The following is a 21340-nucleotide window of genomic DNA, read 5'->3' as shown; positions in this document are numbered from 1 at the left end:
GTGCCGCATTGGCGAGCGCAGTGCACGCGGGCGCGATGGACTGCGCTGTGCTGCGAGGTGGCTCGCAGCGCCAGCCGGTTATTTCTTGAAGCGCAGGGTCAGCGCATCGGCCACGGCCGGGTGGACGAACTTGGTGATATCTCCGCCCAACGCCGCGATTTCCCGGACCAGGGTCGAGGAAATGAAGGAATAGCGCTCTGATGGCGTCAGGAACAGGCTCTCGACGTCCGGTGCCAGTTGGCGGTTCATGTTGGCCAGTTGGAACTCGTACTCGAAGTCCGAGACCGCACGCAGGCCGCGCAGGAACACATTGGCGTTCTTTTCCTTGGCAAAGTGCGCCAAAAGCGTCGAGAAACCGACCACTTCCACGTTGGGCAGGTGCTTGGTGACCTCGCGGGCCAGTTCCACACGTTGCTCCAGCGGGAACAGCGGGTTTTTCTTCGGGCTGGCGGCGACGGCAATGATCACATGGTCGAACAGGCGCGCGGCGCGTTCGACCAGATCGCCATGGCCCTTGGTAATAGGGTCGAAGGTACCTGGGTACAACACTCGGTTCATCGCGTCGTCCTGGCGGGAGTCCGTTGGGGAGTCGGATGGTATCGCAGCCTTCTCGGTCGGCCAAGTCGGCTGTTGCGTAAGAAAGCACTATAGACGGTGCGAGTAATCCGGATATTCAGACGTTCGGTAAGCCTGTGGCGAGGGAGTTTGCTCCCGCTGGGCCTGTAGGAGCTGTCGAGCGGAGCGAGGCTGCGATCTTTCCCCTGACGCTTGAATCTCAAGCGAAAGATCAAAAGATCGCAGCCTCGCTCCGCTCGGCAGCTCCTACAGCGCAGCCCAGCGGGAGCAAGCTCCCTCGCCACGGGTTCGTTGTTTTTCTCAATAAATTGTTCATGGATTTTTCAGGCGCTCGGCCAGGGCCGTCGCCAATTGCGCGGTCAGCCCGTACACCGATAATTGCGGGTTGGCGCCGATGCTGGTGGGGAACAGCGAGCCGTCATGGATCGACAGGTTGCCCAGTTGGTGATGGCGGCCAAGGCTGTCGGTGACAGCGGTTTTCGGGTCCTCCCCCATGGCGCAACCGCCCATCACGTGGGCGCTGCCCAGGCGTGTGCGGTACAACGCCAGGTCGAGTCCGTCGATCAGTGTGCGGGCTTCGGCCAGGGTCTTTACGTAGCGGGCATCGCTGTGCAAGGGCATGACCGCCTTGGCGCCGCCGGCAAACTGGATCTCGGCCATGCTGTGGAAGGCCCGGCGCAAGCCATCCCAGGCATACGGCGTAACGGGATAATCGAGCACGGGCGTGCCGTCGCTGCGCAACTCGACGCTGCCGCCGGGGCTGTCCGGATGAAAACCGTCGCGCAACAGCGCCAACATGGCGTGGGTATGGGGCAGTCGGGACATGTGCAACGCGTTCTCGGGGCCGAACCCGCCCAATAGCGTCGCGGCCAGGGCCGGGTGCAAGGGCGGGACTTCAAGCTTGTAGGACATTTTTCCGGTGGTGCCGTCCTGCCATTGGAAATGATCCGAATAAATCGATTGCGGCGCGCCGTAGAACGGGTTGATGACCTCGTCGAATTGCCCGGCGGACATGTTCACCAAGTGCAGGAAGGTGCGCTTGCCCACGCGTTCATGCGGGTCTGGCGCATCGGAGCGCAGCAGCAACCCGGGGCTATTGATGCCGCCGCCCGCCAGCACGTAGTGCCGCGCCTTGACGGTGATGCGCCGCCCGGTCGGCGCCACGCAACGTTCGTCCATGGCTTGGCACTCGAGGCCGATGACGGCATCGTTTTTGATCGTCAGACGCTCGGCCCGCGCCAGGTAAAGCAGCGCGCCGCCCTTGTCCAGCGTGGCCGGGATGGTGGTGACCAGCATCGATTGCTTGGCGTTGGTCGGGCAGCCCATGCCGCAATAGCCCAGGTTCCAGCAGCCGCGTACGTTGCGCGGGATGACGTGCCAGGCGTAGCCCAATTGTTCACAACCTTTGCGGATCACGTCGTTGTTGGCATTGGGCGGAATCAGCCACGGCGCCACGCCCAGGCGTTGTTCCATCTGCGCAAACCAGGGCGCCATTTCAGCGCAGCCGTGGCCTTTTACGTTGTGCTCGGCGGCCCAGTGGTCGAGGGTCTGGTCGGGCGTGCGGAAGCTGGAGGTCCAATTGATCAGCGTCGTGCCACCGACGGCCCGGCCCTGGAGAATGGTGATGGCGCCGTCCTTGCTCATGCGCCCGAGGCCTTCCTGATACAGGCTGCTGTAGGCCTGGTCTTCGAGCAGCGTGAAGTCATGACTGGTCTTGAGCGGACCTTCCTCGATCAGCAACACGCGGTAGCCGGCGGCGCTGAGAATTTCCGCCGTGGTGCCGCCGCCAGCACCGCTGCCGACGATGGCCACGTCCGCTTCCAGGGTCAGGTCCTGGGTCAGTTGCGCGCCGTTGTAGGTGGTCCAGCCACGGGCCAGGCCTTCGCGGAAGGGATCGGGTACGGGCATGTTGAGAGTCTCTTATTGTTTTGAGTTTGCGATGCCCCCTGTGGGAGCGAGCTTGCTCGCGATGGCGCCGGATCAGCAGCAAATGTAATTGACTGACACACCGCAATCGCGAGCAAGCTCGCTCCCACAGGGTTTAACTTGGTTTTCAGACCGTTGGCGGCCCTGGATACCCGCAATGCGCCCAGGCTTCGGATTGGCTGTACCAGGCCATCATCACCAATTGCAGCAATGAGCAATGGCCTTGTCGCAGCAGGTCCAACGAACTGTTTTCCCATCGCCCGAGGAACAGGCGGATGTCATCGGCGCTGGCGTTTTCCCACGGGCCCCAGACCCCGGTCAGCGGCCCGCGGGTAATGCCCAGCGTGAGCACGTCGAACAGCTGGCGCGTGAGCTTGAGCATGGCGGGGGACAGGTGGGCCAGGCTGCTGTCCAGGCTTCGCAGGGTCGCGTCAGTGGCGGCGGGGATTTGTCCGACGGCCACTGCGCCGTCCAGCATCACGGGGATGACGCTGCGTAAAAATGGCAGATCGCTGTCGCGCAGGGCCGCCAGGCCGTTGGCCGGTTGGCTTGGCGAGCAACCGCTCAGGCTGGCGCCCAGGCCGACGGTGGCCAGGAAGGCGCTGGCGCCGAGGCTGAACTTCAGCAGGCCGCGCCGTGACAACGCGGGTGTATCGGTGAGGCTTGGGTTCATTATTGTTATTACCCGGGAAGAGACGCGTCAGCGGACAAACAGCTTCTGGATCAGTTTCTGCAAAGGCTTGCCGTAAGGGGGATAAATCAGCTTCGCGGCGTTGAATCGCTGTTTGGTCAGCACGCCCTTGGCCTTGCTGAAGGTCAGGAAACCCTCATGCCCGTGGTAATGCCCCATTCCCGAGGGACCGATGCCGCCGAACGGCAAGTCGTCCTGGGCGACGTGCAGCAGCGTGTCGTTCAAGCAGACGCCACCTGAGTGGGTTTCGTGGAGCACGCGATTCTGTTCGGCCTTGTTGTAGCCAAAGTAGTAGAGCGCCAGCGGGCGGGGGCGCTGATTGATGTAGGCAAACGCCTGGTCCAAATTGTCATAGGGCACGATGGGCAGCAGCGGGCCGAAGATCTCGTCCTGCATGACGGTCATCTCGTCGCTGACGTTGAGCAGCAGGCTGTGGGCCATGCGGCGGTCCTGGCCCTGGTCGAACAGTTCGATCAGCAGCGCGCCCTTGCTGGTGGCGTCGCTGATGTAGCCGGTGAGTCGCGCCAGCTGTCGTTCGTTGATGATTGCGGTGTAGTCCGGGTTGTTCGCCAGGGTCGGATAAAAACCGCGTACCGCCTCGCGATACGCCTCAACGAACTCGCCGACGCGATTCTGCGGTACCAGCACGTAGTCCGGGGCGACACAGGTTTGCCCGGCATTCAGGGTTTTTCCGAAGGCAATGCGTTCGGCGGCATCCTTGATGGGGACATCGACCGACACGATGGCCGGCGACTTTCCACCCAGCTCCAAGGTGACCGGGGTCAGGTTTTCGGCAGCTGCGCGCATGACATGCTTGCCGATGCTGGTGGCGCCGGTGAACAACAGGTGATCGAAGGGCAGCTTGGAAAACGCCATGCCGATTTCCGCCTCGCCAAGCACCACGCAGACCAGGTCCTGGGGGAAGACCCGGGCCAGCAATTGCTTGAGCAGCAAGCCGGTCGCCGGTGTCGACTCGCTGAGCTTGAGCATCACCCGGTTGCCCGCCGCCAATGCCCCGACCAGCGGCCCGATGGCCAGGAACAGCGGGTAGTTCCAGGGCACGATGACGCCGATCACGCCCAGCGGCTGGTATACGACTTTGGCTGATGCCGGCTGGAAGGCCATGCCCACCTTGCGCCGGGAGGGTTTCATCCAACCCTGGAGATGCCGGCTGGCGTAATGGATACCGTGCAGGCTCGGCATCAGCTCGGCCAGCAGTGTTTCGTCGGCGCTGCGGTGGCTGAAGTCCTGGCTGATGGCGTCGATCAAGGCTTGTCGTTCGTTGCTCAATACCTCGCGCAGTGCCTTGAGCCATTGTCGGCGCTGTTCGGCCGGTGGCATCGGATGGGCGGCGTAGGCCTGGCGCTGGGCATCGAAGAGCGACCGCAGCTCGTCCAGTTGTTGAGACTCGTGCAGGTAGGCAACGTCGGCAGGCATCGTCGGGCACCGGATATTATTAGAGTGGGTGTTTTCTAGAGCTTATACTCTAGAAAGTCAATGGCATCCGTAACGGCGATGGGTTTTTCCTGTGACCGATAGGTCGTAAGATGCCGATCAATGCCTTCGTCGAATTAAAGCCCAAACCATGGCCCCACGAATGAAAACCAGCGAGCGCATCGTGCAAAACAGCCTCGAGCTGTTCAACCAGCAAGGCGAGCGCAGCGTCAGCACCAACCACATTGCCGCCCACATGGACATGTCCCCAGGCAACCTCTATTACCACTTCCCCAACAAGCAGGCGATCATCGCCGTGCTGTTCAGTGAATACGAGAACCTGGTGGACAGCTTCCTGCGTCCGCCCCAGGGCCGGGCAGCCACGGTGGATGACAAGCGCTTCTACCTGCAGGAGCTGTTGGCGGCCATGTGGCGTTACCGCTTCCTGCACCGGGACTTGGAGCATCTGCTCGACAGCGATCCGGAGCTTGCGGCGCGCTATCGTCGGTTTTCCCAGCGCTGCCTGATCCACGGCACCGCGATCTACGAAGGTTTCGTTGCCGCCGGCATCCTGAAGATGGACCGGGTGCAGATCGAGTCCCTGACCCTCAATGCCTGGATCATCCTCACGTCCTGGGTGCGATTCCTGTGCACCACGCGGGAAAACTTCAGCCACCTGAGCGAGCAGGCCATCAAGCGTGGCGTTTATCAGGTCCTGGTGTTAGAGGCCGGTTTCGTGACCGATCAGGCCCGCGAAGAGGTGGATGCACTGTTCAAAGAGTATTACGTCCCCCTGGCCCAGACCCTGGAGGAAGGGCAGTAGGACCGATCCGCGACTTAGCCACAGGAGCTCACCATGCCGATTGCGCAACTCATCAGCCCTCAAGCCCTCGAACAGCGGCGATCACAACCCGGGCTGGTCATTCTCGATTGCCGTTTTGCCCTGGAAGACCCCGATTACGGTCAGCGCAGTTATGCCGAGGGCCACATCGCCGGAGCAGCGTTCGCAGACCTTGAGCGCGACCTGAGCGGGTCGGTGACCAAAGGTGTGACAGGACGTCATCCGCTGCCGGAGCCGGGGGCCTTGATCGAGCGCCTCAAGGCTTGGGGAATCGATAACGACAGCGATGTCGTGCTGTACGACGACGGTCCCGGCGCCTATGCCGCGCGGGCCTGGTGGTTGCTGGCCTGGCTGGGCAAGCGCGATGGCGTGTACATCCTCGACGGCGGGCTCAAGGCCTGGCATGCCGCTGGCTTGCCTTTGAGCCTGGATCCACCGCAGAGCAGTCGCGGGACCTTCAGCGGGGCGCCGGATGCGAGCTTGGTGCTCAGCGCCCAAGCGCTGCAACAGCGCCTCGGTCAACCGGACATGACCCTGCTGGATGCCCGGGCGTTGCCGCGCTTCAAAGGGGAAGTCGAGCCCATCGACCCGATAGCCGGGCATATTCCGGGCGCACAGTGCGCGGCGTTCACCGACAACCTGGGCGCCGATGGCCGCTTCCTGCCGGCCGACCAGCTCAAGCAGCGCTTCGCCGAAAAACTGGGCGAGCGCTCGCCCACCGACCTGGTGGCCTATTGCGGCTCCGGCGTGACGGCGTGTCATAACCTGTTTGCCTTGTGCCTGGCAGGCTACCCGTTGGGGCGGCTGTACGCCGGCTCGTGGAGTGAGTGGATCAATGATCCGCAGCGGGGCGTGGCGAAGGGCGAATAACAAACACCCCGAAACAATGTGGGAGCGAGCTTGCTCGCGATGACGGTGTGTCAGTCAACATCAATGCTGCTGACCCGCCGCTATCGCGAGCAAGCTCGCTCCCACAGGGGATTTTTTGTTGTCTGCGAATCTTCAGCCCTGGCCCAGGCTGGCCAACCAATCGGGAATCCGCCGCTCCAGGTAATACCCTGGGCGCCGCAGGGTTCCGTCGACAAAGCCCACATGCCCGCCCCGGGCGTGCAGTTCAATCCGGGTCGAAGCGGACAATTCGCGCGGTTCGGGCAGGCTGTGAGGAAACACAAAGGGATCGTCGGCGGCCTGGATGACCAGGGTCGGCGTGCTGATGCCCGCCATGAAATAACGGCTGGAGGCACGGCGGTAGTAATCCGCGGCATCGGAGAACCCGTGCAGCGGCGCCGTCACCCGGCCGTCAAAGTCCCAGAAGGTCCGCATGTTTTCCAACGGGCCAAGCGCCGCCAGGGTCGCCAGGCCTTCGTGGCGTCCGTCGTGCTGGAACTGGCGTTGCTTGTTGCGCACATAGGCCACGAGCTGGCGCATGAAATGCGCCTGGTAGAACCTGGAGAATCCCTGGCCGATGCGATCGGCACACTGGTCGAGGCGAAACGGCACCGAGACCGCCACCGCCCCTTGCAACTGGCTGTCGCGGCCGGTTTCCCCCAGGTGCTTGAGCAGTACATTGCCGCCCAGTGAATAACCCACCGCAAACAGCGGCGCCAAGGGCCGACGGGCGCGCAAGTGGGTGATGGCGGCGGCGAGGTCTTCGCTGACGCCCGAGTGGTAGCTGCGGGGCAACAGGTTCGGCTCACCCGAGCAGCCACGCCAGTTCAAGGCCGCACTGGCCCAGCCCTGGCGACCGAGAGCCTGTTGCAGCCCGGCCACGTAAGGCGAGTTGGAAGAGCCGGTCAGCCCGTGAAGCACCAGCACCAGTGGTGCCTCTGCGCTGTGGGGGCCGTGCCAGTCAAGGTCGAGGAAATCACCGTCCTCCAGCCACAAGCGCTCGCGATGGCGCTCGATGTGGGTGGTCTGGCGCCACAATGGGCCCCACAGGGTTTGCAAGTGCGGGTTGCCAAGGCCCGGAGCAGGGACGAAACGTTCGGATGCGGCGGACATCATTATTATTCTCGATGCACTGGTCAGCCGTTCAGTCAATGTCCTTTGCCAAACGCTGCCACAACGCGTAATACACCCGTCCGGATTTCTGCTCGCGATGCAAGCGCCAATTGCCCGGCAAGCCCAGGGTGGACGGGGCGGTCTCGCTTTCAGTGTAGACCCAGGCATCCTCGGCCAACCACTGACGTTCCTCGAGCAAGGTGCAGACCGTCGGCAACAGGTTCTGGTTGAAAGGCGGGTCGAGGAATACCAAGTCGAAAGGCGTCGCCGGCTGGCTGTCCAGGTAGCGCAGGGCGTCGGCGGTCTGCACCTGGCCGACGGTGCAGCGCAGCGTGCCCAAGTGTTCTTTCAGGCTGGAGACCGCCAGGTTGCTGGCGTCCAGCGCCTGGCCCATGGCGGCGCCACGGGACAGGGCCTCGAGAAACAGCGCGCCGCTGCCGGCGAACGGGTCGAGCACCCGGGCACCCGCCACGTAGGGGGCGAGCCAGTTGAACAGGGTTTCGCGCACGCGGTCCGGGGTCGGGCGCAGGCCCGGGGCATCCGGGAAGCTCAGGCGCCGGCTGCGCCATTCGCCGCCGATGATGCGCAACTGGTTCACACCGTTGTGCACGGGTTTCTTGCTGGAATTCGATGGGCGGGCCATTAGTGCTCCGGAACCCCGAGCGGCTGCTCGGCAGGTTTGTCAGTGGGGGGCGGCAGCGGCTTTTGCGGCACGCTCGGGCCGGCGGTGACGATGACCATTTTGTCGGTGCTCAGGTGCTTGTTCAGCGCGGCCTTGACCTGCTCGACCGTCAGTTCCTGGGACTGACGCATGAAGTCCTCCAGGTAGCTCAGCGGCAAGTCATAGAAACCCATGGCGCCGAGCTGGCCGACGATGTCGGCATTGCTGGCGGCGGACAGCGGGAAACTGCCGGCCAACTCACGCTTGGCGTCGTCGAGTTCTTTCTGGGTGGGACCGTTCATGAGGTAGTCGGCGAACACGTCCTGCACCAGTTTCAAGGTGCCTTCGCTCATCTCCGCACGGGTCTGCAGGTTGATCATGAACGGGCCGCGGGCTTGCATCGCCGTGAAGCCGGAATACACGCCGTAGGTCAGGCCGCGCTTTTCCCGCACCTCGGTCATCAGCCGCGTGCCGAAGCCGCCACCGCCGAGGATCTGGTTGCCCAGGGACACGGCGGCATAGTCCGGATCGTCGCGGTCGATGCCCAGTTGCGCGAGCATCAGGTTGGTCTGTTTGGACGGGAATTCGATGTGGCCGATACTTGCCTTGGGCTCCACCGGTGGCGGGGTTTTCGCCAGGGCCGGGCCTTTGGGCAGCGCGGCGGATACCTGGTTGGCAACCGCTTCGGCTTCGGCGCGGGACAAATCCCCCACCAGCGCGATCACTGCATTGCCGGCGGCGTAGGCCTTGGCGTGGAAAGCCCGGGCCTGGGCCAGGGTGATCGGTGGAATGCTGTCGGCGGTGCCGTCGCTGGAGTGGGCATAAGGATGATCGCCGTACAGGCGCTTCATCAGTTCCAGGCCGGCCAGTTTGCCTGGGTTCTGTTTCTGGTATTCGAAACCGGCGAGCATCTGGTTCTTGATGCGGGCGAAGGAGTCGGCAGGGAAGGTCGGTTTGCCGACGACCTCGGCGAACAGCTTCAATGCCGGCTCACGCTTGTCGGTTGCGCTGAGGCTGCGCAGGGACGCCACGGCCATGTCCCGGTAGGCGCCGTTGCCGAAGTCTGCACCGAGGCTTTCGAAGCCTTGGGCAATGGCGCTGACGTCCTTGCCGGCCACGCCCTCGTTGAGCATGGCGTTGGTCAGCAGTGCGAGGCCGGGAGCGTCGCCGTCCTGGCTGCTGCCGGCGGCGAAGGTCAGGCGCAGGTCGAACATTGGCAATTCGCGGGCTTCGACGAACAGCACCTTGGCGCCGTCGGCGGTTTTCCAGGTCTGCACGTCGAGCTGGCGGTGGCTGGGAGCCTTACCGTCCAGTTCCGCCAACGATTGCAACTTTTTGCCGGACTTGGCGTTATCCAATGCCTGGCTGGCGGTGACGTCGGTGGTCGGCGACAGATAGAACGCCAGGGAGCCGGCCAGGGCGATGAGCGCCAGGCCGATCAGCACCGGGCGCCGTGATTTGCGCTCACTCATGAGCTTTCTCCTCGGGCAGGACATGCGCGACGCTCAGGCGCGAGCGGGTGAAATACAGCTGGGCTGCCTTCTGGATATCTTGCGGGGTCACGCTTTGCAGTTCAGCGAGTTCGGTGTCCATCAGCTTCCAGGACAAACCGACGGTCTCCAACTGGCCGATGGCGGTGGCCTGGCTGGTGATCGAGTCGCGCTCATACACCAGGCCGGCGATGACCTGGGCGCGCACACGCTCCAGCTCTTCGGTCGTCGGCGCGGTGGTTTTCAACTGTTCAAGCAAGCGCCACAGACCGGCTTCGGCTTGGGCGATGGTTTTGTTTTTCTGCGTGTTGGGCGTCGCCGACAACGTGAACAAACTGTCGCCACGGGTGTAGGCGTCGTAGCTCGACGAGCCGCCGGACACCAGCTCTTCGCCGCGCTCCAGCTGGGTCGGGATCCGCCCGCTGTAGCCGCCATCCAACAGGGCCGATATCAGCCGCAGCGCGTTGACCGCACCCTTGTCCGTCGCGGTGGCGATGCTCGGCACATTGAAGGCCAGCATCACGCTGGGCAGTTGGGTCTGCACATGCAGGGTGATCTGGCGCTCACCGGGTTCGGCCAGCTCCAGGGGGATTTTCGCGACCGGCACCGCGCGCCGTGCAATCGGGCCGAAATAACGCTGGGCCAGGGACTGGACCTCGTCCGGCGTCACGTCGCCGACCACCACCAGGGTCGCATTGTTCGGGGTGTACCAGGATTCGTACCAGTGACGCAGTTCCTCGACGGTCATCCGGTCCAGGTCGGCCATCCAGCCGATGGTCGGCGTGTGGTAGCCGCTGGCCGGGTAGGCCATGGCCTTGAAGCGCTCGTAGGCCTTGGACATGGGCTTGTCGTCGGTGCGCATGCGGCGCTCTTCCTTGATCACCTCGATCTCGCGGCTGAACTCCTCCGGCGGCAGGCGCAGGCTGGCCATGCGGTCGGCCTCCAGTTCGAAGGCCACGCCCAGGCGGTCTCGGGCCAAAACCTGGTAATAGGCGGTGAAGTCATCGCTGGTGAAGGCGTTCTCTTCGGCACCGAGGTCGCGCAGGATCAGCGACGCTTCGCCGGGACCGACTTTTTCACTGCCCTTGAACATCATGTGCTCAAGGGCGTGGGACAAACCGGTCTGGCCTGGCGTTTCGTAGCTGGAGCCAACCTTGTACCAGACCTGGGAGACCACCACCGGCGCACGATGGTCTTCGCGCACGACGACCTTCAGGCCGTTGTCGAGGGTAAATTCGTGGGTGGGTTGTGGGTCGGCAGCCAAGGCTGAAAAGGGCAGACAAACTGTGCTGAGCAGCAGGCCTGCGGCGCGGCGGGCAAGAGCATTCATTCGTGTTTAAACCTGTTGGGTTGCCTGCTTGGCCTTAGCCTCAGCAGGCGAGGAGGTGCTAGGATACTGATCCGTTTTACTGGCGGCCACGCCTATCGGGCCTTTTATCGGCCCGGGGTTGTCTGGGTTCCCCGGAGAAACATCGGGTTTTCTCGTTGATCCCGGCGTTTTCGCCGATGATGCCGTACCAGTCCTTCGAAAAAATCGACTTTGGGGTGTCCTTGGGACGCCTCGACAAAATGTTGCGCGTGAACAAGCTGGATGAAACGCAGTCTGTTCAGCATTGAATATTTATCACCGAGGCGCCCTTGTGGCGCGTCGCTACCGTGAGATAGCCGTCCTCCATGTTTGGTTCCAACGACGACAAGAAGACCCCAGCTGCGGCTGGTGAGAAAAAAGGCCTGTTCGGATGGCTGCGCAAGAAGCCGCAGGAAACCGTCGTCGAACCGCCACAACCGCTACCTGAACCCGCCGCCGAGGCCGTGGCCGAAGAAACCGCGCCCATCGTCCTGCCGATTGCCGAGCCGGTGCTGCAACCGGTCGAGGCTGAGACCGTTGCTGAACCGGTGGCCGAGCAGCCGCTGGCCCCGCCCGTCGAGCAAGCCCCCTGGTTGACCTTGCCGGTGGCGGAAGAGCCGGTTGCGCTGGTCGAGGAAACGGTGCCCCATATCACCCCGCCGATTCCAGCGCCGACGCAGGTTGTCGAGGCGCCAGTCGTCGACGCTGTCATTGAGCCGCCTGTCGCCGTCGTTGCGCCCGTGGTTGCGCAAGCCGCGCCCGAGCCAGCACCTGCGCTGTTGGAAACCATTGCCCCCGTCGAGCCCGTCCGTAGCGCCGAGGAAAACAAGGTCGGTTTCTTCGCTCGCCTCAAGCAAGGCCTGTCCAAGACCAGCGCCAGCATCGGCGAAGGCATGGCCAGCCTGTTCCTGGGCAAGAAAGTCATCGACGATGAATTGCTGGAAGACATCGAGACCCGCCTGCTGACCGCCGACGTCGGTGTAGAGGCGACCTCGGTGATTATCCAGAGCCTGACCCAGAAGGTCGCGCGCAAGCAGCTGACCGACGCCGATGCACTGTACAAATCCCTGCAAGGCGAGCTGACCAGTCTGCTCAAGCCGGTGGAAAAACCGCTGGTGATCGCGTCGCAGAACAAGCCGTTCGTGATCCTGGTCGTCGGCGTCAACGGTGCAGGCAAGACCACCACCATCGGCAAGCTGGCCAAGAAGCTGCAGCTCGAAGGCAAGAAAGTCATGCTGGCCGCCGGCGACACCTTCCGCGCCGCCGCGGTCGAACAACTGCAAGTGTGGGGCGAGCGCAACAAGATCCCAGTGATTGCCCAGCACACCGGCGCCGATTCCGCTTCGGTGATCTTCGACGCCGTGCAGGCCGCCAAGGCTCGTGGCATCGATGTGTTGATCGCCGACACGGCCGGTCGCCTGCACACCAAAGACAACCTGATGGAAGAATTGAAGAAGGTGCGCCGGGTGATCGGCAAGCTCGACGCCGACGCACCTCACGAAGTGCTGCTGGTGCTGGACGCCGGTACCGGCCAGAACGCCATCAACCAGGCCAGGCAATTCAACCAGACCGTCGAACTGACCGGGCTGGCCCTGACCAAGCTCGACGGCACCGCCAAGGGTGGGGTGATTTTCGCCCTGGCCAAGCAGTTCGGCCTGCCCATCCGCTATATCGGTGTGGGTGAAGGCATCGACGACTTGCGCACCTTTGAAGCCGAGCCCTTTGTCCAGGCACTGTTTGCCGAACGGGAGCATTCATGATTCGTTTCGAGCAGGTCGGTAAACGCTATCCGAACGGTCACGTCGGCTTGCATGAGCTGAGCTTTCGGGTCCGTCGGGGCGAGTTTCTGTTTGTCACCGGCCATTCCGGCGCCGGTAAAAGTACCTTGCTGCGCCTGCTGCTGGCGATGGAGCGGCCCTCCACCGGCAAACTGCTGCTGGCCGGCCAGGACCTGAGCACCATCAGCAATGCCCAGATCCCCTACCTGCGGCGGCAGATCGGCGTGGTGTTCCAGAATCACCAGTTGCTGTTCGATCGCACGGTGTTCAACAACGTGGCGTTGCCGTTGCAGATCCTCGGGTTGTCCAAGGCCGAGATCATCAAGCGCGTGGACTCGGCCCTGGAGCGTGTGGCCCTGTCGGACAAGACCGACCTGTACCCGGGCGACCTGTCCACCGGTCAGCAACAGCGCGTCGGCATCGCCCGTGCCATCGTCCATCGCCCGGCCTTGCTGCTGGCGGACGAACCCACCGGTAACCTCGACCCGCGCCTGGCGGCGGAGATCATGGGCGTATTCGAAGACATCAACCGCCTGGGCACCAGTGTGCTGATTGCCAGTCACGACCTGGCGTTGATCGCACGCATGCGTCACCGCATGCTCACGTTACAGCGCGGACGCCTGATTGGTGACGGGGAGGCTGGTGTATGAGTGCTACTCGCAGCCCGAAAGTGGCCGAACGCGTGGCCCCGAAGGCCTCCGATCCGCAGCCGAAAAAGAAAAAGCGCGACGATGATGACGGCCCGGACTTCGCCACGCTGCTGCGCGCCTGGATCGAAAGCCATCGCGCCAGCCTGCTGGACAGCCTGCGGCGCCTGGGCAAGCAGCCCATCGGCAGCTTCTTTACCTGCATGGTGATGGCGGTTGCCTTGAGCCTGCCCATGGGGCTGTCATTATTGCTGAATAATGTGGAGCGCCTGGGCGGTTCCTGGCAGCGCGCGGCGCAGATTTCCCTGTACCTGCAGATGGACGCGAGCCCCGGCGAAGGCCAGGCGTTGCGCGAGCAGATCAAGGCCATGCCGGGCGTGGCCGATGCCGAATACATCGGGCGCGAACAGGCGCTTGAGGAATTCCAGCAGCAGTCCGGCCTGGGCGAAGCCCTCAAGGAACTGCCGGAGAACCCGCTGCCGGGCGTGGTGCTAGTGACGCCAAATGAAGTCGACAAGCAGACCCTTGAAGCATTAAGACAAAGACTTTCCGAGTTGCCGAAGGTACAACAGGCGCAACTTGATCTAGTCTGGGTCGAGCGTCTTGCGGCGATCCTCAAGCTCGGCGACCGGTTTGTCTTCGGTCTGACGGTGCTGCTGGTTTCTGCATTACTTTTGGTGATAGGCAATACCATTCGTCTTCATATTGAAAACCGCCGCACCGAGATAGAAGTGATTAAACTCGTCGGCGGTACGGACAGCTATGTACGCAGGCCCTTCCTTTATATGGGCGCGCTGTATGGCTTCGGTGCCGGGATTCTGTCCTGGGGTGTATTGGCGTTCGGCCTGGACTGGCTGAACGATGCGGTAACAGGGTTGGCCGGTTTGTACGGCAGTGATTTCTCGCTGGCCGGCGTGCCAGTCGCCGACGGTCTGTCGCTCTTGCTTGGCGCGGTGCTGTTGGGTTATATCGGTGCATGGATTGCGGTCGCACGCCACTTGCGTGAGCTTGCGCCAAAATAAGTGTTTTTTTGCGTGTATTGACCTTTCAATTTTTGTGGGAACTTGTCCTAGGGTTCCCGGTCAATTTTCGCAGTGCTGAACTGCACGAGTTATGTGAGTCGGAGGTTTTTTCGTATGACCACTTCTTTGCAACCTGCTTATGCTCTGGTCCCGGGTGCGAACCTGGAGGCCTATGTGCACACGGTGAACAGCATTCCCTTGCTGACCCCCGAGCAGGAGCGTGAACTGGCCGAGAGTCTCTATTATGAGCAGGATCTTGAGGCGGCTCGGCAGATGGTGCTCGCCCACCTGCGTTTTGTCGTACATATCGCCCGCAGCTATTCCGGCTACGGGCTGGCCCAGGCCGACCTGATCCAGGAAGGCAACGTCGGCCTGATGAAGGCGGTCAAGCGTTTCAATCCGGAAATGGGCGTGCGCCTGGTGTCGTTTGCGGTGCACTGGATCAAGGCGGAAATCCACGAGTTCATCCTGCGCAACTGGCGCATCGTGAAAGTCGCGACCACCAAGGCCCAGCGCAAGCTGTTCTTCAACCTGCGCGGGCAGAAGAAGCGCCTGGCCTGGCTGAACAACGAAGAAGTCCATCGTGTCGCCGAGAGCCTGGGCGTAGAGCCTCGGGAAGTGCGCGAGATGGAAAGCCGCCTGACCGGCCATGACATGGCCTTCGACCCGGCCGCCGAAGCGGACGACGACAGCGCTTTCCAATCGCCGGCCAACTACCTGGAAGACCACCGGTACGACCCGGCGCGTCAACTGGAAGACGCCGACTGGAGCGACAACTCCAACACCAACCTGCACGAAGCCCTGGAAGTGCTGGACGAGCGCAGCCGCGACATCCTCTACCAGCGCTGGCTGGCCGAGGAAAAAGCCACGCTGCACGACCTGGCGCAGAAGTACAACGTGTCGGCCGAGCGGATTCGTCAGCTTGAGAAGAGCGCGATGAACAAGCTCAAGGTGTCGATCGCCGCCTGACTGCGATAGCGGCCATAAAAACGCCCCGATCAGTGATGATCGGGGCGTTTTTGTTTGTGCGATGCAATCCCCTGTGGGAGCGAGCTTGCTCGCGATAGCGGTAGATCAGTCAACTTCAATGTGGCTGACCCGCCGCTATCGCGAGCAAGCTCGCTCCCACAGGGGGGGGGGGGCTTCGGTGTTGCTGCTACTGGGCCCAAGGCGCTTGCCGCGAATTATTGAGTTCCAGCAAATAACTGTCGCCCCCCAATTGGCTCATCTGCTGGCGAATCCAGCCCGCCCGCCGCAGCACATAGGGGCTCGGCCGGCTGGCGCTCCATTTCCGCGGGTTGGGCAATACCGCCGCCAACAGGCTGGCCTGTTGCCGGGACAAGGCATCGGCGCTGATGCGGAAGTGATGGCGTGCCGCCGCTTCTGCGCCGAATACACCGTCATCCCACTCGACGCTGTTGAGGTACACCTCGAGGATCCGCTGCTTGGGCCAGAGCACTTCGATCAGTGCGGTGAACCAGGCCTCCAGTCCCTTGCGCAGCCAGCTGCGGCCCGACCACAGGAACAGGTTCTTGGACACTTGCTGGCTGAGGGTGCTGGCGCCGCGAATCGAACCGCCACGCCCATTGTGGGCGAACGCGGCCTGGATGGCGCCGATGTCGAAGCCCCAGTGCTCGGGGAATTTCTGGTCTTCGCCAGCAATCACCGCCACTTTCAAGCTATCGGAGATCTGGTCCCAAGGCTGCCAGGTGCGTTGCAGGTCGATGGGTTCGCCGCCGAACCAGGATTCAACCTTGCGCTCGATCATCAGCGCCGTGAACGGCGGCGGCACCACCCGAAACAACAGCACGAGCACAACGCTGCCAACGGCGAACCAGAGCAGGGCTTTAAGGAATCGTCGAAATAATAAACGCAGCATAGAGATGGCTTGGCCGAACCCGTCGAGCGGGCCATTATACAGACCCTGTCCACCGAGTCTGACTGGAGTTCTCATGCTGCGTAGCTTTCTGATGCTGGCTGCTTTTTTCGGCTTCACGGGCGTGGCACTGGGGGCGTTCGCCGCCCATGGCCTGAAAGATCGCCTGAGCGCCGAATACCTGGCGGTTTTCCACACCGGCGTCACCTATCAACTGGTGCACACCCTGGCGTTGCTGGGCGTTGCGCTGCTGGCCACGCACATTCCCGGCCGCATCGTCACCTGGGCCGGAGTTTCATTTGTGGTCGGCATCCTGTTGTTCTCCGGCAGCCTGTACCTGCTGACCCTCACGGGCATCAGCAAGCTGGGCATCATCACGCCGTTGGGCGGCGTGGCGTTCCTGATCGGCTGGGTATGCCTGGGGCTTGCCGCCTGGCGGCTGGGCTGACCGGGCGGTCCATTTCATGACGAATGGCTTGGGTCACCCAGACTGATCGGGCTAGAATGCCAGCCCCTAAAAATGATGGCGGCATCCGGCATGCGCATTCAGTTGAACGGCGAACCCCTTGATCTGCCCGACGGTGAAACCGTTGCGGCCCTGCTGACCCGTCTGGAACTCACCGGACGCCGCGTCGCGGTGGAACTCAATCTGGATATCGTCCCGCGCAGCCAGCACGCTGAAACCACGTTGAACGATGGCGACAGCGTTGAAGTGGTCCACGCCATCGGTGGCGGCTAGTCGCCTCGGTTTCGCAGCATTTCGCAAGAACCTCACCCCAACAGAGGATTTCCCATGAGCATCGTTCGTAGCGACAAGCCCTTCGTCCTGGCCGGTCGTACCTACCAGTCGCGCTTGCTGGTAGGCACCGGCAAATATCGCGACATGGAAGAAACCCGCCTGGCCATCGAGGCCTCGGGCGCCGAAATCGTGACCGTCGCCGTGCGCCGGACCAACATCGGCCAGAATCCGGGCGAACCGAACCTGCTGGATATCCTGCCGCCGGACCGCTACACCATCCTGCCGAACACCGCCGGTTGCTTCGACGCTATCGAGGCCGTGCGCACCTGCCGCCTGGCCCGTGAGCTGCTCGACGGCCACAACCTGGTGAAGCTGGAAGTGCTGGCGGACCAGAAAACCCTGTTCCCCAACGTGATCGAAACCCTCAAGGCCGCTGAAACCCTGGTCAAGGAAGGCTTCGACGTGATGGTCTACACCAGCGATGATCCGATCATCGCCCGTCAATTGGCGGAAATCGGCTGCATCGCGGTCATGCCGCTGGCCGGCCTGATCGGCACAGGCCTGGGGATCTGCAACCCGTACAATCTGCAGATCATCCTGGAAGAAGCCAAGATCCCGGTGTTGGTGGATGCCGGTGTCGGTACCGCTTCCGACGCCACCATCGCCATGGAACTGGGTTGCGAAGCGGTGCTGATGAACTCGGCCATCGCCCACGCCCAGCAGCCGATCCTCATGGCCGAAGCCATGAAGCACGCCATCGTCGCCGGTCGCCTGGCGTACCTGGCTGGCCGCATGCCGAAAAAACTTTACGCCAGCGCCTCCTCGCCGCTGGATGGTCTGATCAAGTAAGAGCCATTGATGACTGAATCGAACGACACGCCGGTCCTGCCGGAAGAAGGCGAAGAGCGCCAGCACCGCCGCATCAAGAGTTTCGTGATGCGCGCCGGGCGCATGACTGAAGGCCAGCAGCGCGGCCTGGAGCAGGGCGCGCCGCTGTTTGTCCTGCCACTTGCCGATGCCCCGGTGGATTTTGACCAGGTCTTCGGCCGCTCGGCCCCGCGCTCGCTGGAAATCGGCTTCGGCATGGGCCATTCGTTGCTGGAAATGGCCGCCGCTTCGCCGGAGCAGGATTTCATCGGTGTGGAAGTCCACCGTCCCGGTGTCGGTGCGCTGCTCAACGGCGTGCTGACCCAAGGGCTGACCAACCTGCGGGTCTACGATTGCGACGCCATCGAAGTGCTCAACCGCTGCGTGGCCGACAACAGCCTCGACCGCCTGATGCTGTTCTTCCCGGACCCTTGGCACAAAAGCCGCCACCACAAGCGCCGTATCGTCCAGGCGTCGTTCGCTGAACTGGTGCGCAGCAAGTTGAAGGTCGGCGGTGTGCTGCACATGGCCACCGACTGGGAACCCTACGCCGAATACATGCTGGAAGTGATGAACGTCGCCCCGGGCTATCGCAACCTGGCTGAAGACGGCAAGTGCGTACCGCGCCCGGCTGAACGGCCGATCACCAAGTTCGAGCGCCGTGGCGAACGCCTTGGGCATGGGGTTTGGGATTTGAAGTTCGAGAAGCTGGCTTAAACACCAGAAACCCCTGCTGAAAGGGGATCCCCTGTGGGAGCGAGCTTGCTCGCGATAGCGGCATAACAGTCAACCTTGATGTTGGATGTTATGGCCTCATCGCGAGCAAGCTCGCTCCCACCGTTGTTTTAGGTGACCGGGTCAGCGCCGATCCGCGACTACGCCTATCAACACCAGCACCACCAACAACACCGGCGCCAGGCTGTAGTTGTTGAACTGGCTCAAACCCCGAACGACCCACGGCGTGGCGTAGATCAGTGCTGCGCCGCTGCCGATCATGCACAGCAGGGCGATCAGCGGGACGCGCAAGGCGCTGGCGATGCTGCCCAGGCGTTGTTCGACCCAGCCCTTGATGTCGGCGCCAAACAGCACCAGCAGGCAGCCTATCAATGCCAGGGAGATTTCCGACAAGTTGCTGCGGCTCCAGCGGGACACGGTGGCCAGCAGGTCGAGTACCAGATCCATTCGATTTCCTTGTGTTGATCAGCTCAGAAATGTCTGCAGCAAGTCGTTGAGAAACAGCTGTCCGCGCTCGGTGGCCGCCAGACGTGTCGGTTCGACCTGCAACAACCCGCTTTGTTCGGCCTCGCGTCGGCCTTCGGCCAGGCTTTGCAGGGGCAACCCGGTGCGCTCCGGGTACAGCCGCGCTTCCACGCCCTCGGTCAGGCGCAGGGCATTCATCAGGAACTCGAACGGCAGCTCTTCGTTGGCCAGGGTTTTCTCGCCGGCCTGGAAGCTCTTGGCCGGGTTGAGGTAGTCCTTGGGTAGGCGGGTCTTCCAGGTGCGCACGATGCGCCCGTCCGGATGGCTGAGCTTGCCGTGGGCGCCGGCGCCGATGCCGATGAAGTCGCCGAAGCTCCAGTAATTGAGGTTATGCCGCGCCGCCCGGCCGGGTTGGGCGTAGGCCGAAACCTCGTATTGGGCGTAGCCGTGTTCGGCCAGCAAGGCTTGCCCGGCTTCCTGGATGTCCCACAGCGTGTCGTCTTCGGGCAATGTCGGCGGCTGGTTCCAGAACACCGTGTTCGGCTCCAGCGTCAGCTGGTACCAGGACAAATGCGTCGGCTTCAAGGCGATGGCCTGGCGCAGGTCGCTCAAGGCGTCTTCCAGGGACTGGTCGGGCAGCCCATGCATCAGGTCCAGGTTGAAATTGTCGAAGCCGGCCTGGCGAGCCATGCCGGCGGCGCGCACCGCTTCGTCGCCGTTGTGTATCCGCCCCAGGGCCTCGAGCTTGGCTTGCTGGAAACTCTGGATACCGATGGACAGGCGATTGATGCCCAAGGCCCGGTAAGCGACGAATTTTTCTTGCTCGAAGGTGCCGGGGTTGGCTTCCAGGGTGATTTCAATGTCCTGGGCGAACGGTATCCGCGCTTCCACTCCCTTGAGCAAACGCCCCAGGGCTTGGGCGCTGAACAGGCTCGGGGTGCCGCCACCAAAAAAGATCGAGCTCAACGGGCGACCATAAACCGCGTGCAAGTCCTGGTCGAGGTCGGCCAGCAAGGCGTCGACATATTCCTCTTCCGGCAACTGCGGGCTGGCGGTGTGGGAGTTGAAGTCGCAATACGGGCATTTGCGCACGCACCACGGTATGTGGATGTACAACGCCAGGGGCGGCAGCACTGGCAGCGGCGCCCGAGGCGTTTGTACACCGCCATGAATCAGCGGTGTGGGAGCGTCATCGATCATTGCAGGCCCAAGCGTTGACGCAGCAGGGCCATGGCGCGGGCGCGGTGGCTCAGTTGGTTCTTTTCCACCGGCCCCAGCTCGGCGCTGGAGCAATTGCGCTCCGGCACCCAGAACAACGGGTCATAGCCAAAACCGTGCTCGCCGCTGGCTTCGGTGAGAATGCGCCCGTGCCACAGGCCTTCGCAGAGGATCGGCAATGGATCATCGGCATGGCGTACCAGGGCCAGCACACACACGAACTGCGCGCCGCGCTCGGCTTCGGGCACGTCCTTGAGGGCGTCGAGCAGCTTGGCGTTGTTCGCCGCGTCACCTTTGCCGTCAGCGTAACGGGCCGAGTAAATGCCTGGCGCGCCGCCCAGGAAGTCCACGGCCAGCCCGGAATCGTCGGCCAGCGCTGGCAGGCCCGAAATGCGTGCGGCATTGCGGGCCTTGAGGATGGCGTTCTCGACAAACGACAGGCCGGTCTCTTCCGGTTCCACCTGGCTGAACTCGCCAATCGAGCGCAACTGCACCGAGCCGCCGAGCATGGCCTGCAGTTCCTTGAGTTTGCCGGCGTTGTGGCTGGCCAGTACGAGTTGGGTGAAATTGATCATTGGCCCGGGAACAGTTCCTGGTTGAAGTTGATGGTGTTGATCTTGTCGCCGGTTTGCACCTTGATCTCGAAGGTGCGGGTTTCCTGCTGGGGCACCGGGTACTGGGCGATGTAGTAGATCGCGCCTGGCTCGGTCACCTGCTTGAATTGCAGCGGGACGCTCTGGCTGGTGAGGTCTTTCACCGTGCCGCTGACCTGGGCCATCAAGGGCTTGCCATCCTTGAGCACCGAGATGTTGATCACGCCTTGTTGCTTGCTGCGAATCAGCTCGGCGGCCTTGGCGATGTCCGGTGTCAGGAAGGTGGAGTTGAAGGTGTTGTAGTGCACGGTGATATCACCGAACACTTCCTTGCGCTCGCCCTTGATAGCGTCGGCGGCCATGGCGCCAACGCTCAGGCAAGCGGTGATGAGAAACAACGCTAGACGGTTCATGTCGTGCTCCTGGTGAGGC

At 62.8% G+C, this 21340-nt stretch carries 23 protein-coding genes; 10 read left to right on the top strand and 13 right to left on the bottom strand.

Annotated elements, in window-relative coordinates; genetic code table 11:
• Window positions 1–78: 78 nt before the first annotated feature.
• From coaD to LOY50_RS27195, 4 genes are all read right to left on the bottom strand, one after another.
• Window positions 79–558 (bottom strand): pantetheine-phosphate adenylyltransferase, encoded by a 480-nt coding sequence (coaD, locus tag LOY50_RS27210; RefSeq protein WP_003177462.1) that lies wholly within the window; start codon window positions 556–558, stop codon window positions 79–81.
• A 330-nt stretch (window positions 559–888) separates the two neighbouring features.
• Window positions 889–2484 (bottom strand): GMC family oxidoreductase, encoded by a 1596-nt coding sequence (locus LOY50_RS27205; RefSeq protein WP_258689633.1) that lies wholly within the window; start codon window positions 2482–2484, stop codon window positions 889–891.
• Window positions 2485–2629: 145 nt separating this feature from the next.
• Window positions 2630–3175, bottom strand: a complete 546-nt coding sequence (locus LOY50_RS27200; RefSeq protein WP_258689631.1) for a twin-arginine translocation pathway signal protein — start codon at window positions 3173–3175, stop codon at window positions 2630–2632.
• Between the two features lie 27 nt (window positions 3176–3202).
• Window positions 3203–4630, bottom strand: a complete 1428-nt coding sequence (locus LOY50_RS27195; RefSeq protein WP_258689629.1) for a coniferyl aldehyde dehydrogenase — start codon at window positions 4628–4630, stop codon at window positions 3203–3205.
• 148 nt (window positions 4631–4778) lie between these two features.
• On the opposite strand from LOY50_RS27195, the gene LOY50_RS27190 reads away from it, so the two are divergent.
• Together LOY50_RS27190 and LOY50_RS27185 are read left to right on the top strand one after the other, a co-directional pair.
• Window positions 4779–5450 (top strand): TetR/AcrR family transcriptional regulator, encoded by a 672-nt coding sequence (locus LOY50_RS27190; RefSeq protein ID WP_214509994.1) that lies wholly within the window; start codon window positions 4779–4781, stop codon window positions 5448–5450.
• A 33-nt stretch (window positions 5451–5483) separates the two neighbouring features.
• Window positions 5484–6338: a sulfurtransferase gene (locus LOY50_RS27185; protein ID WP_258689628.1), complete on the top strand. Its 855-nt coding sequence runs from the start codon at window positions 5484–5486 to the stop codon at window positions 6336–6338.
• 132 nt (window positions 6339–6470) lie between these two features.
• Here the strand turns inward: LOY50_RS27185 and LOY50_RS27180 are convergent, their stop codons facing one another.
• The 4 genes from LOY50_RS27180 to LOY50_RS27165 are packed head-to-tail and all read right to left on the bottom strand — an operon-like array spanning window position 6471 to window position 10950.
• Window positions 6471–7469: a hydrolase gene (locus LOY50_RS27180; RefSeq protein WP_253470192.1), complete on the bottom strand. Its 999-nt coding sequence runs from the start codon at window positions 7467–7469 to the stop codon at window positions 6471–6473.
• A gap of 31 nt (window positions 7470–7500) precedes the next feature.
• Window positions 7501–8112 (bottom strand): 16S rRNA (guanine(966)-N(2))-methyltransferase RsmD, encoded by a 612-nt coding sequence (gene rsmD / locus LOY50_RS27175; protein WP_092150048.1) that lies wholly within the window; start codon window positions 8110–8112, stop codon window positions 7501–7503.
• Window positions 8112–9602 carry a pitrilysin family protein gene (locus LOY50_RS27170; RefSeq protein ID WP_253470190.1) on the bottom strand — a complete coding sequence of 497 codons (1491 nt, stop codon included), beginning with the start codon at window positions 9600–9602 and terminating at the stop codon, window positions 8112–8114. The genes rsmD and LOY50_RS27170 overlap by 1 nt, the downstream gene beginning before the upstream one ends.
• Complete coding sequence (locus tag LOY50_RS27165) at window positions 9595–10950, bottom strand: pitrilysin family protein (protein ID WP_258689626.1); 1356 nt, start codon at window positions 10948–10950, stop codon at window positions 9595–9597. Before LOY50_RS27165 ends, LOY50_RS27170 begins: the two co-directional genes overlap by 8 nt.
• Before the next feature lie 344 nt (window positions 10951–11294).
• Between LOY50_RS27165 and ftsY the strand changes: the two genes are divergently transcribed.
• The 4 genes from ftsY to rpoH all read left to right on the top strand — a co-directional run bounded on the left by ftsY (window position 11295) and on the right by rpoH (window position 15384).
• Window positions 11295–12728, top strand: coding sequence for a signal recognition particle-docking protein FtsY (gene ftsY, locus LOY50_RS27160; RefSeq protein ID WP_258689625.1), 1434 nt, complete (start codon window positions 11295–11297; stop codon window positions 12726–12728).
• Entirely contained in the window at window positions 12725–13396 is a 672-nt protein-coding gene (gene ftsE / locus LOY50_RS27155) for a cell division ATP-binding protein FtsE (RefSeq protein ID WP_003177474.1), read from the top strand. Before ftsY ends, ftsE begins: the two co-directional genes overlap by 4 nt.
• Entirely contained in the window at window positions 13393–14415 is a 1023-nt protein-coding gene (gene ftsX, locus LOY50_RS27150) for a permease-like cell division protein FtsX (RefSeq protein ID WP_258689624.1), read from the top strand. Before ftsE ends, ftsX begins: the two co-directional genes overlap by 4 nt.
• Window positions 14416–14529: 114 nt before the next feature.
• Window positions 14530–15384 (top strand): RNA polymerase sigma factor RpoH, encoded by an 855-nt coding sequence (gene rpoH / locus LOY50_RS27145; protein ID WP_253470185.1) that lies wholly within the window; start codon window positions 14530–14532, stop codon window positions 15382–15384.
• Between the two features lie 187 nt (window positions 15385–15571).
• Here rpoH and mtgA read toward each other — a convergent pair whose 3' ends face one another.
• The gene (gene mtgA / locus LOY50_RS27140; protein WP_258689623.1) at window positions 15572–16294 is read right to left on the bottom strand and encodes a monofunctional biosynthetic peptidoglycan transglycosylase; all 723 of its coding nucleotides are present in this window, start codon (window positions 16292–16294) and stop codon (window positions 15572–15574) included.
• 73 nt (window positions 16295–16367) lie between these two features.
• Here mtgA and LOY50_RS27135 point away from each other — a divergent pair, with 73 nt between their 5' ends.
• The 4 genes from LOY50_RS27135 (at window position 16368) to trmB (ending at window position 18614) form a co-directional block, all read left to right on the top strand.
• Window positions 16368–16739, top strand: a complete 372-nt coding sequence (locus LOY50_RS27135; protein ID WP_253470184.1) for a DUF423 domain-containing protein — start codon at window positions 16368–16370, stop codon at window positions 16737–16739.
• Window positions 16740–16829: 90 nt separating this feature from the next.
• Window positions 16830–17030: a sulfur carrier protein ThiS gene (thiS, locus tag LOY50_RS27130; protein WP_018609493.1), complete on the top strand. Its 201-nt coding sequence runs from the start codon at window positions 16830–16832 to the stop codon at window positions 17028–17030.
• A gap of 54 nt (window positions 17031–17084) precedes the next feature.
• Complete coding sequence (locus LOY50_RS27125) at window positions 17085–17879, top strand: thiazole synthase (protein WP_003177480.1); 795 nt, start codon at window positions 17085–17087, stop codon at window positions 17877–17879.
• A gap of 9 nt (window positions 17880–17888) precedes the next feature.
• Window positions 17889–18614: a tRNA (guanosine(46)-N7)-methyltransferase TrmB gene (trmB, locus tag LOY50_RS27120; protein ID WP_018609495.1), complete on the top strand. Its 726-nt coding sequence runs from the start codon at window positions 17889–17891 to the stop codon at window positions 18612–18614.
• A gap of 141 nt (window positions 18615–18755) precedes the next feature.
• On the opposite strand, the gene LOY50_RS27115 is transcribed toward trmB, so the two are convergent.
• From LOY50_RS27115 to LOY50_RS27100, 4 genes are read right to left on the bottom strand one after another with little or no spacing between them, the layout of a single operon-like run.
• Window positions 18756–19079, bottom strand: coding sequence for a DUF3392 domain-containing protein (locus LOY50_RS27115; RefSeq protein ID WP_214509987.1), 324 nt, complete (start codon window positions 19077–19079; stop codon window positions 18756–18758).
• An 18-nt stretch (window positions 19080–19097) separates the two neighbouring features.
• Complete coding sequence (gene hemW, locus LOY50_RS27110) at window positions 19098–20297, bottom strand: radical SAM family heme chaperone HemW (RefSeq protein WP_258689621.1); 1200 nt, start codon at window positions 20295–20297, stop codon at window positions 19098–19100.
• Window positions 20294–20890, bottom strand: coding sequence for an RdgB/HAM1 family non-canonical purine NTP pyrophosphatase (gene rdgB / locus LOY50_RS27105; protein WP_013694468.1), 597 nt, complete (start codon window positions 20888–20890; stop codon window positions 20294–20296). The genes hemW and rdgB overlap by 4 nt, the downstream gene beginning before the upstream one ends.
• The gene (locus tag LOY50_RS27100) at window positions 20887–21321 is read right to left on the bottom strand and encodes a DUF4426 domain-containing protein (protein ID WP_214509986.1); all 435 of its coding nucleotides are present in this window, start codon (window positions 21319–21321) and stop codon (window positions 20887–20889) included. Before LOY50_RS27100 ends, rdgB begins: the two co-directional genes overlap by 4 nt.
• Between the last annotated feature and the right edge of the window lie 19 nt (window positions 21322–21340).

The organism is Pseudomonas sp. B21-010 (assembly GCF_024749325.1).
GTDB classification, from domain to species: Bacteria; Pseudomonadota; Gammaproteobacteria; order Pseudomonadales; family Pseudomonadaceae; genus Aquipseudomonas; species Aquipseudomonas kilonensis.
This window is presented reverse-complemented; position numbering and strand designations above follow the sequence as displayed.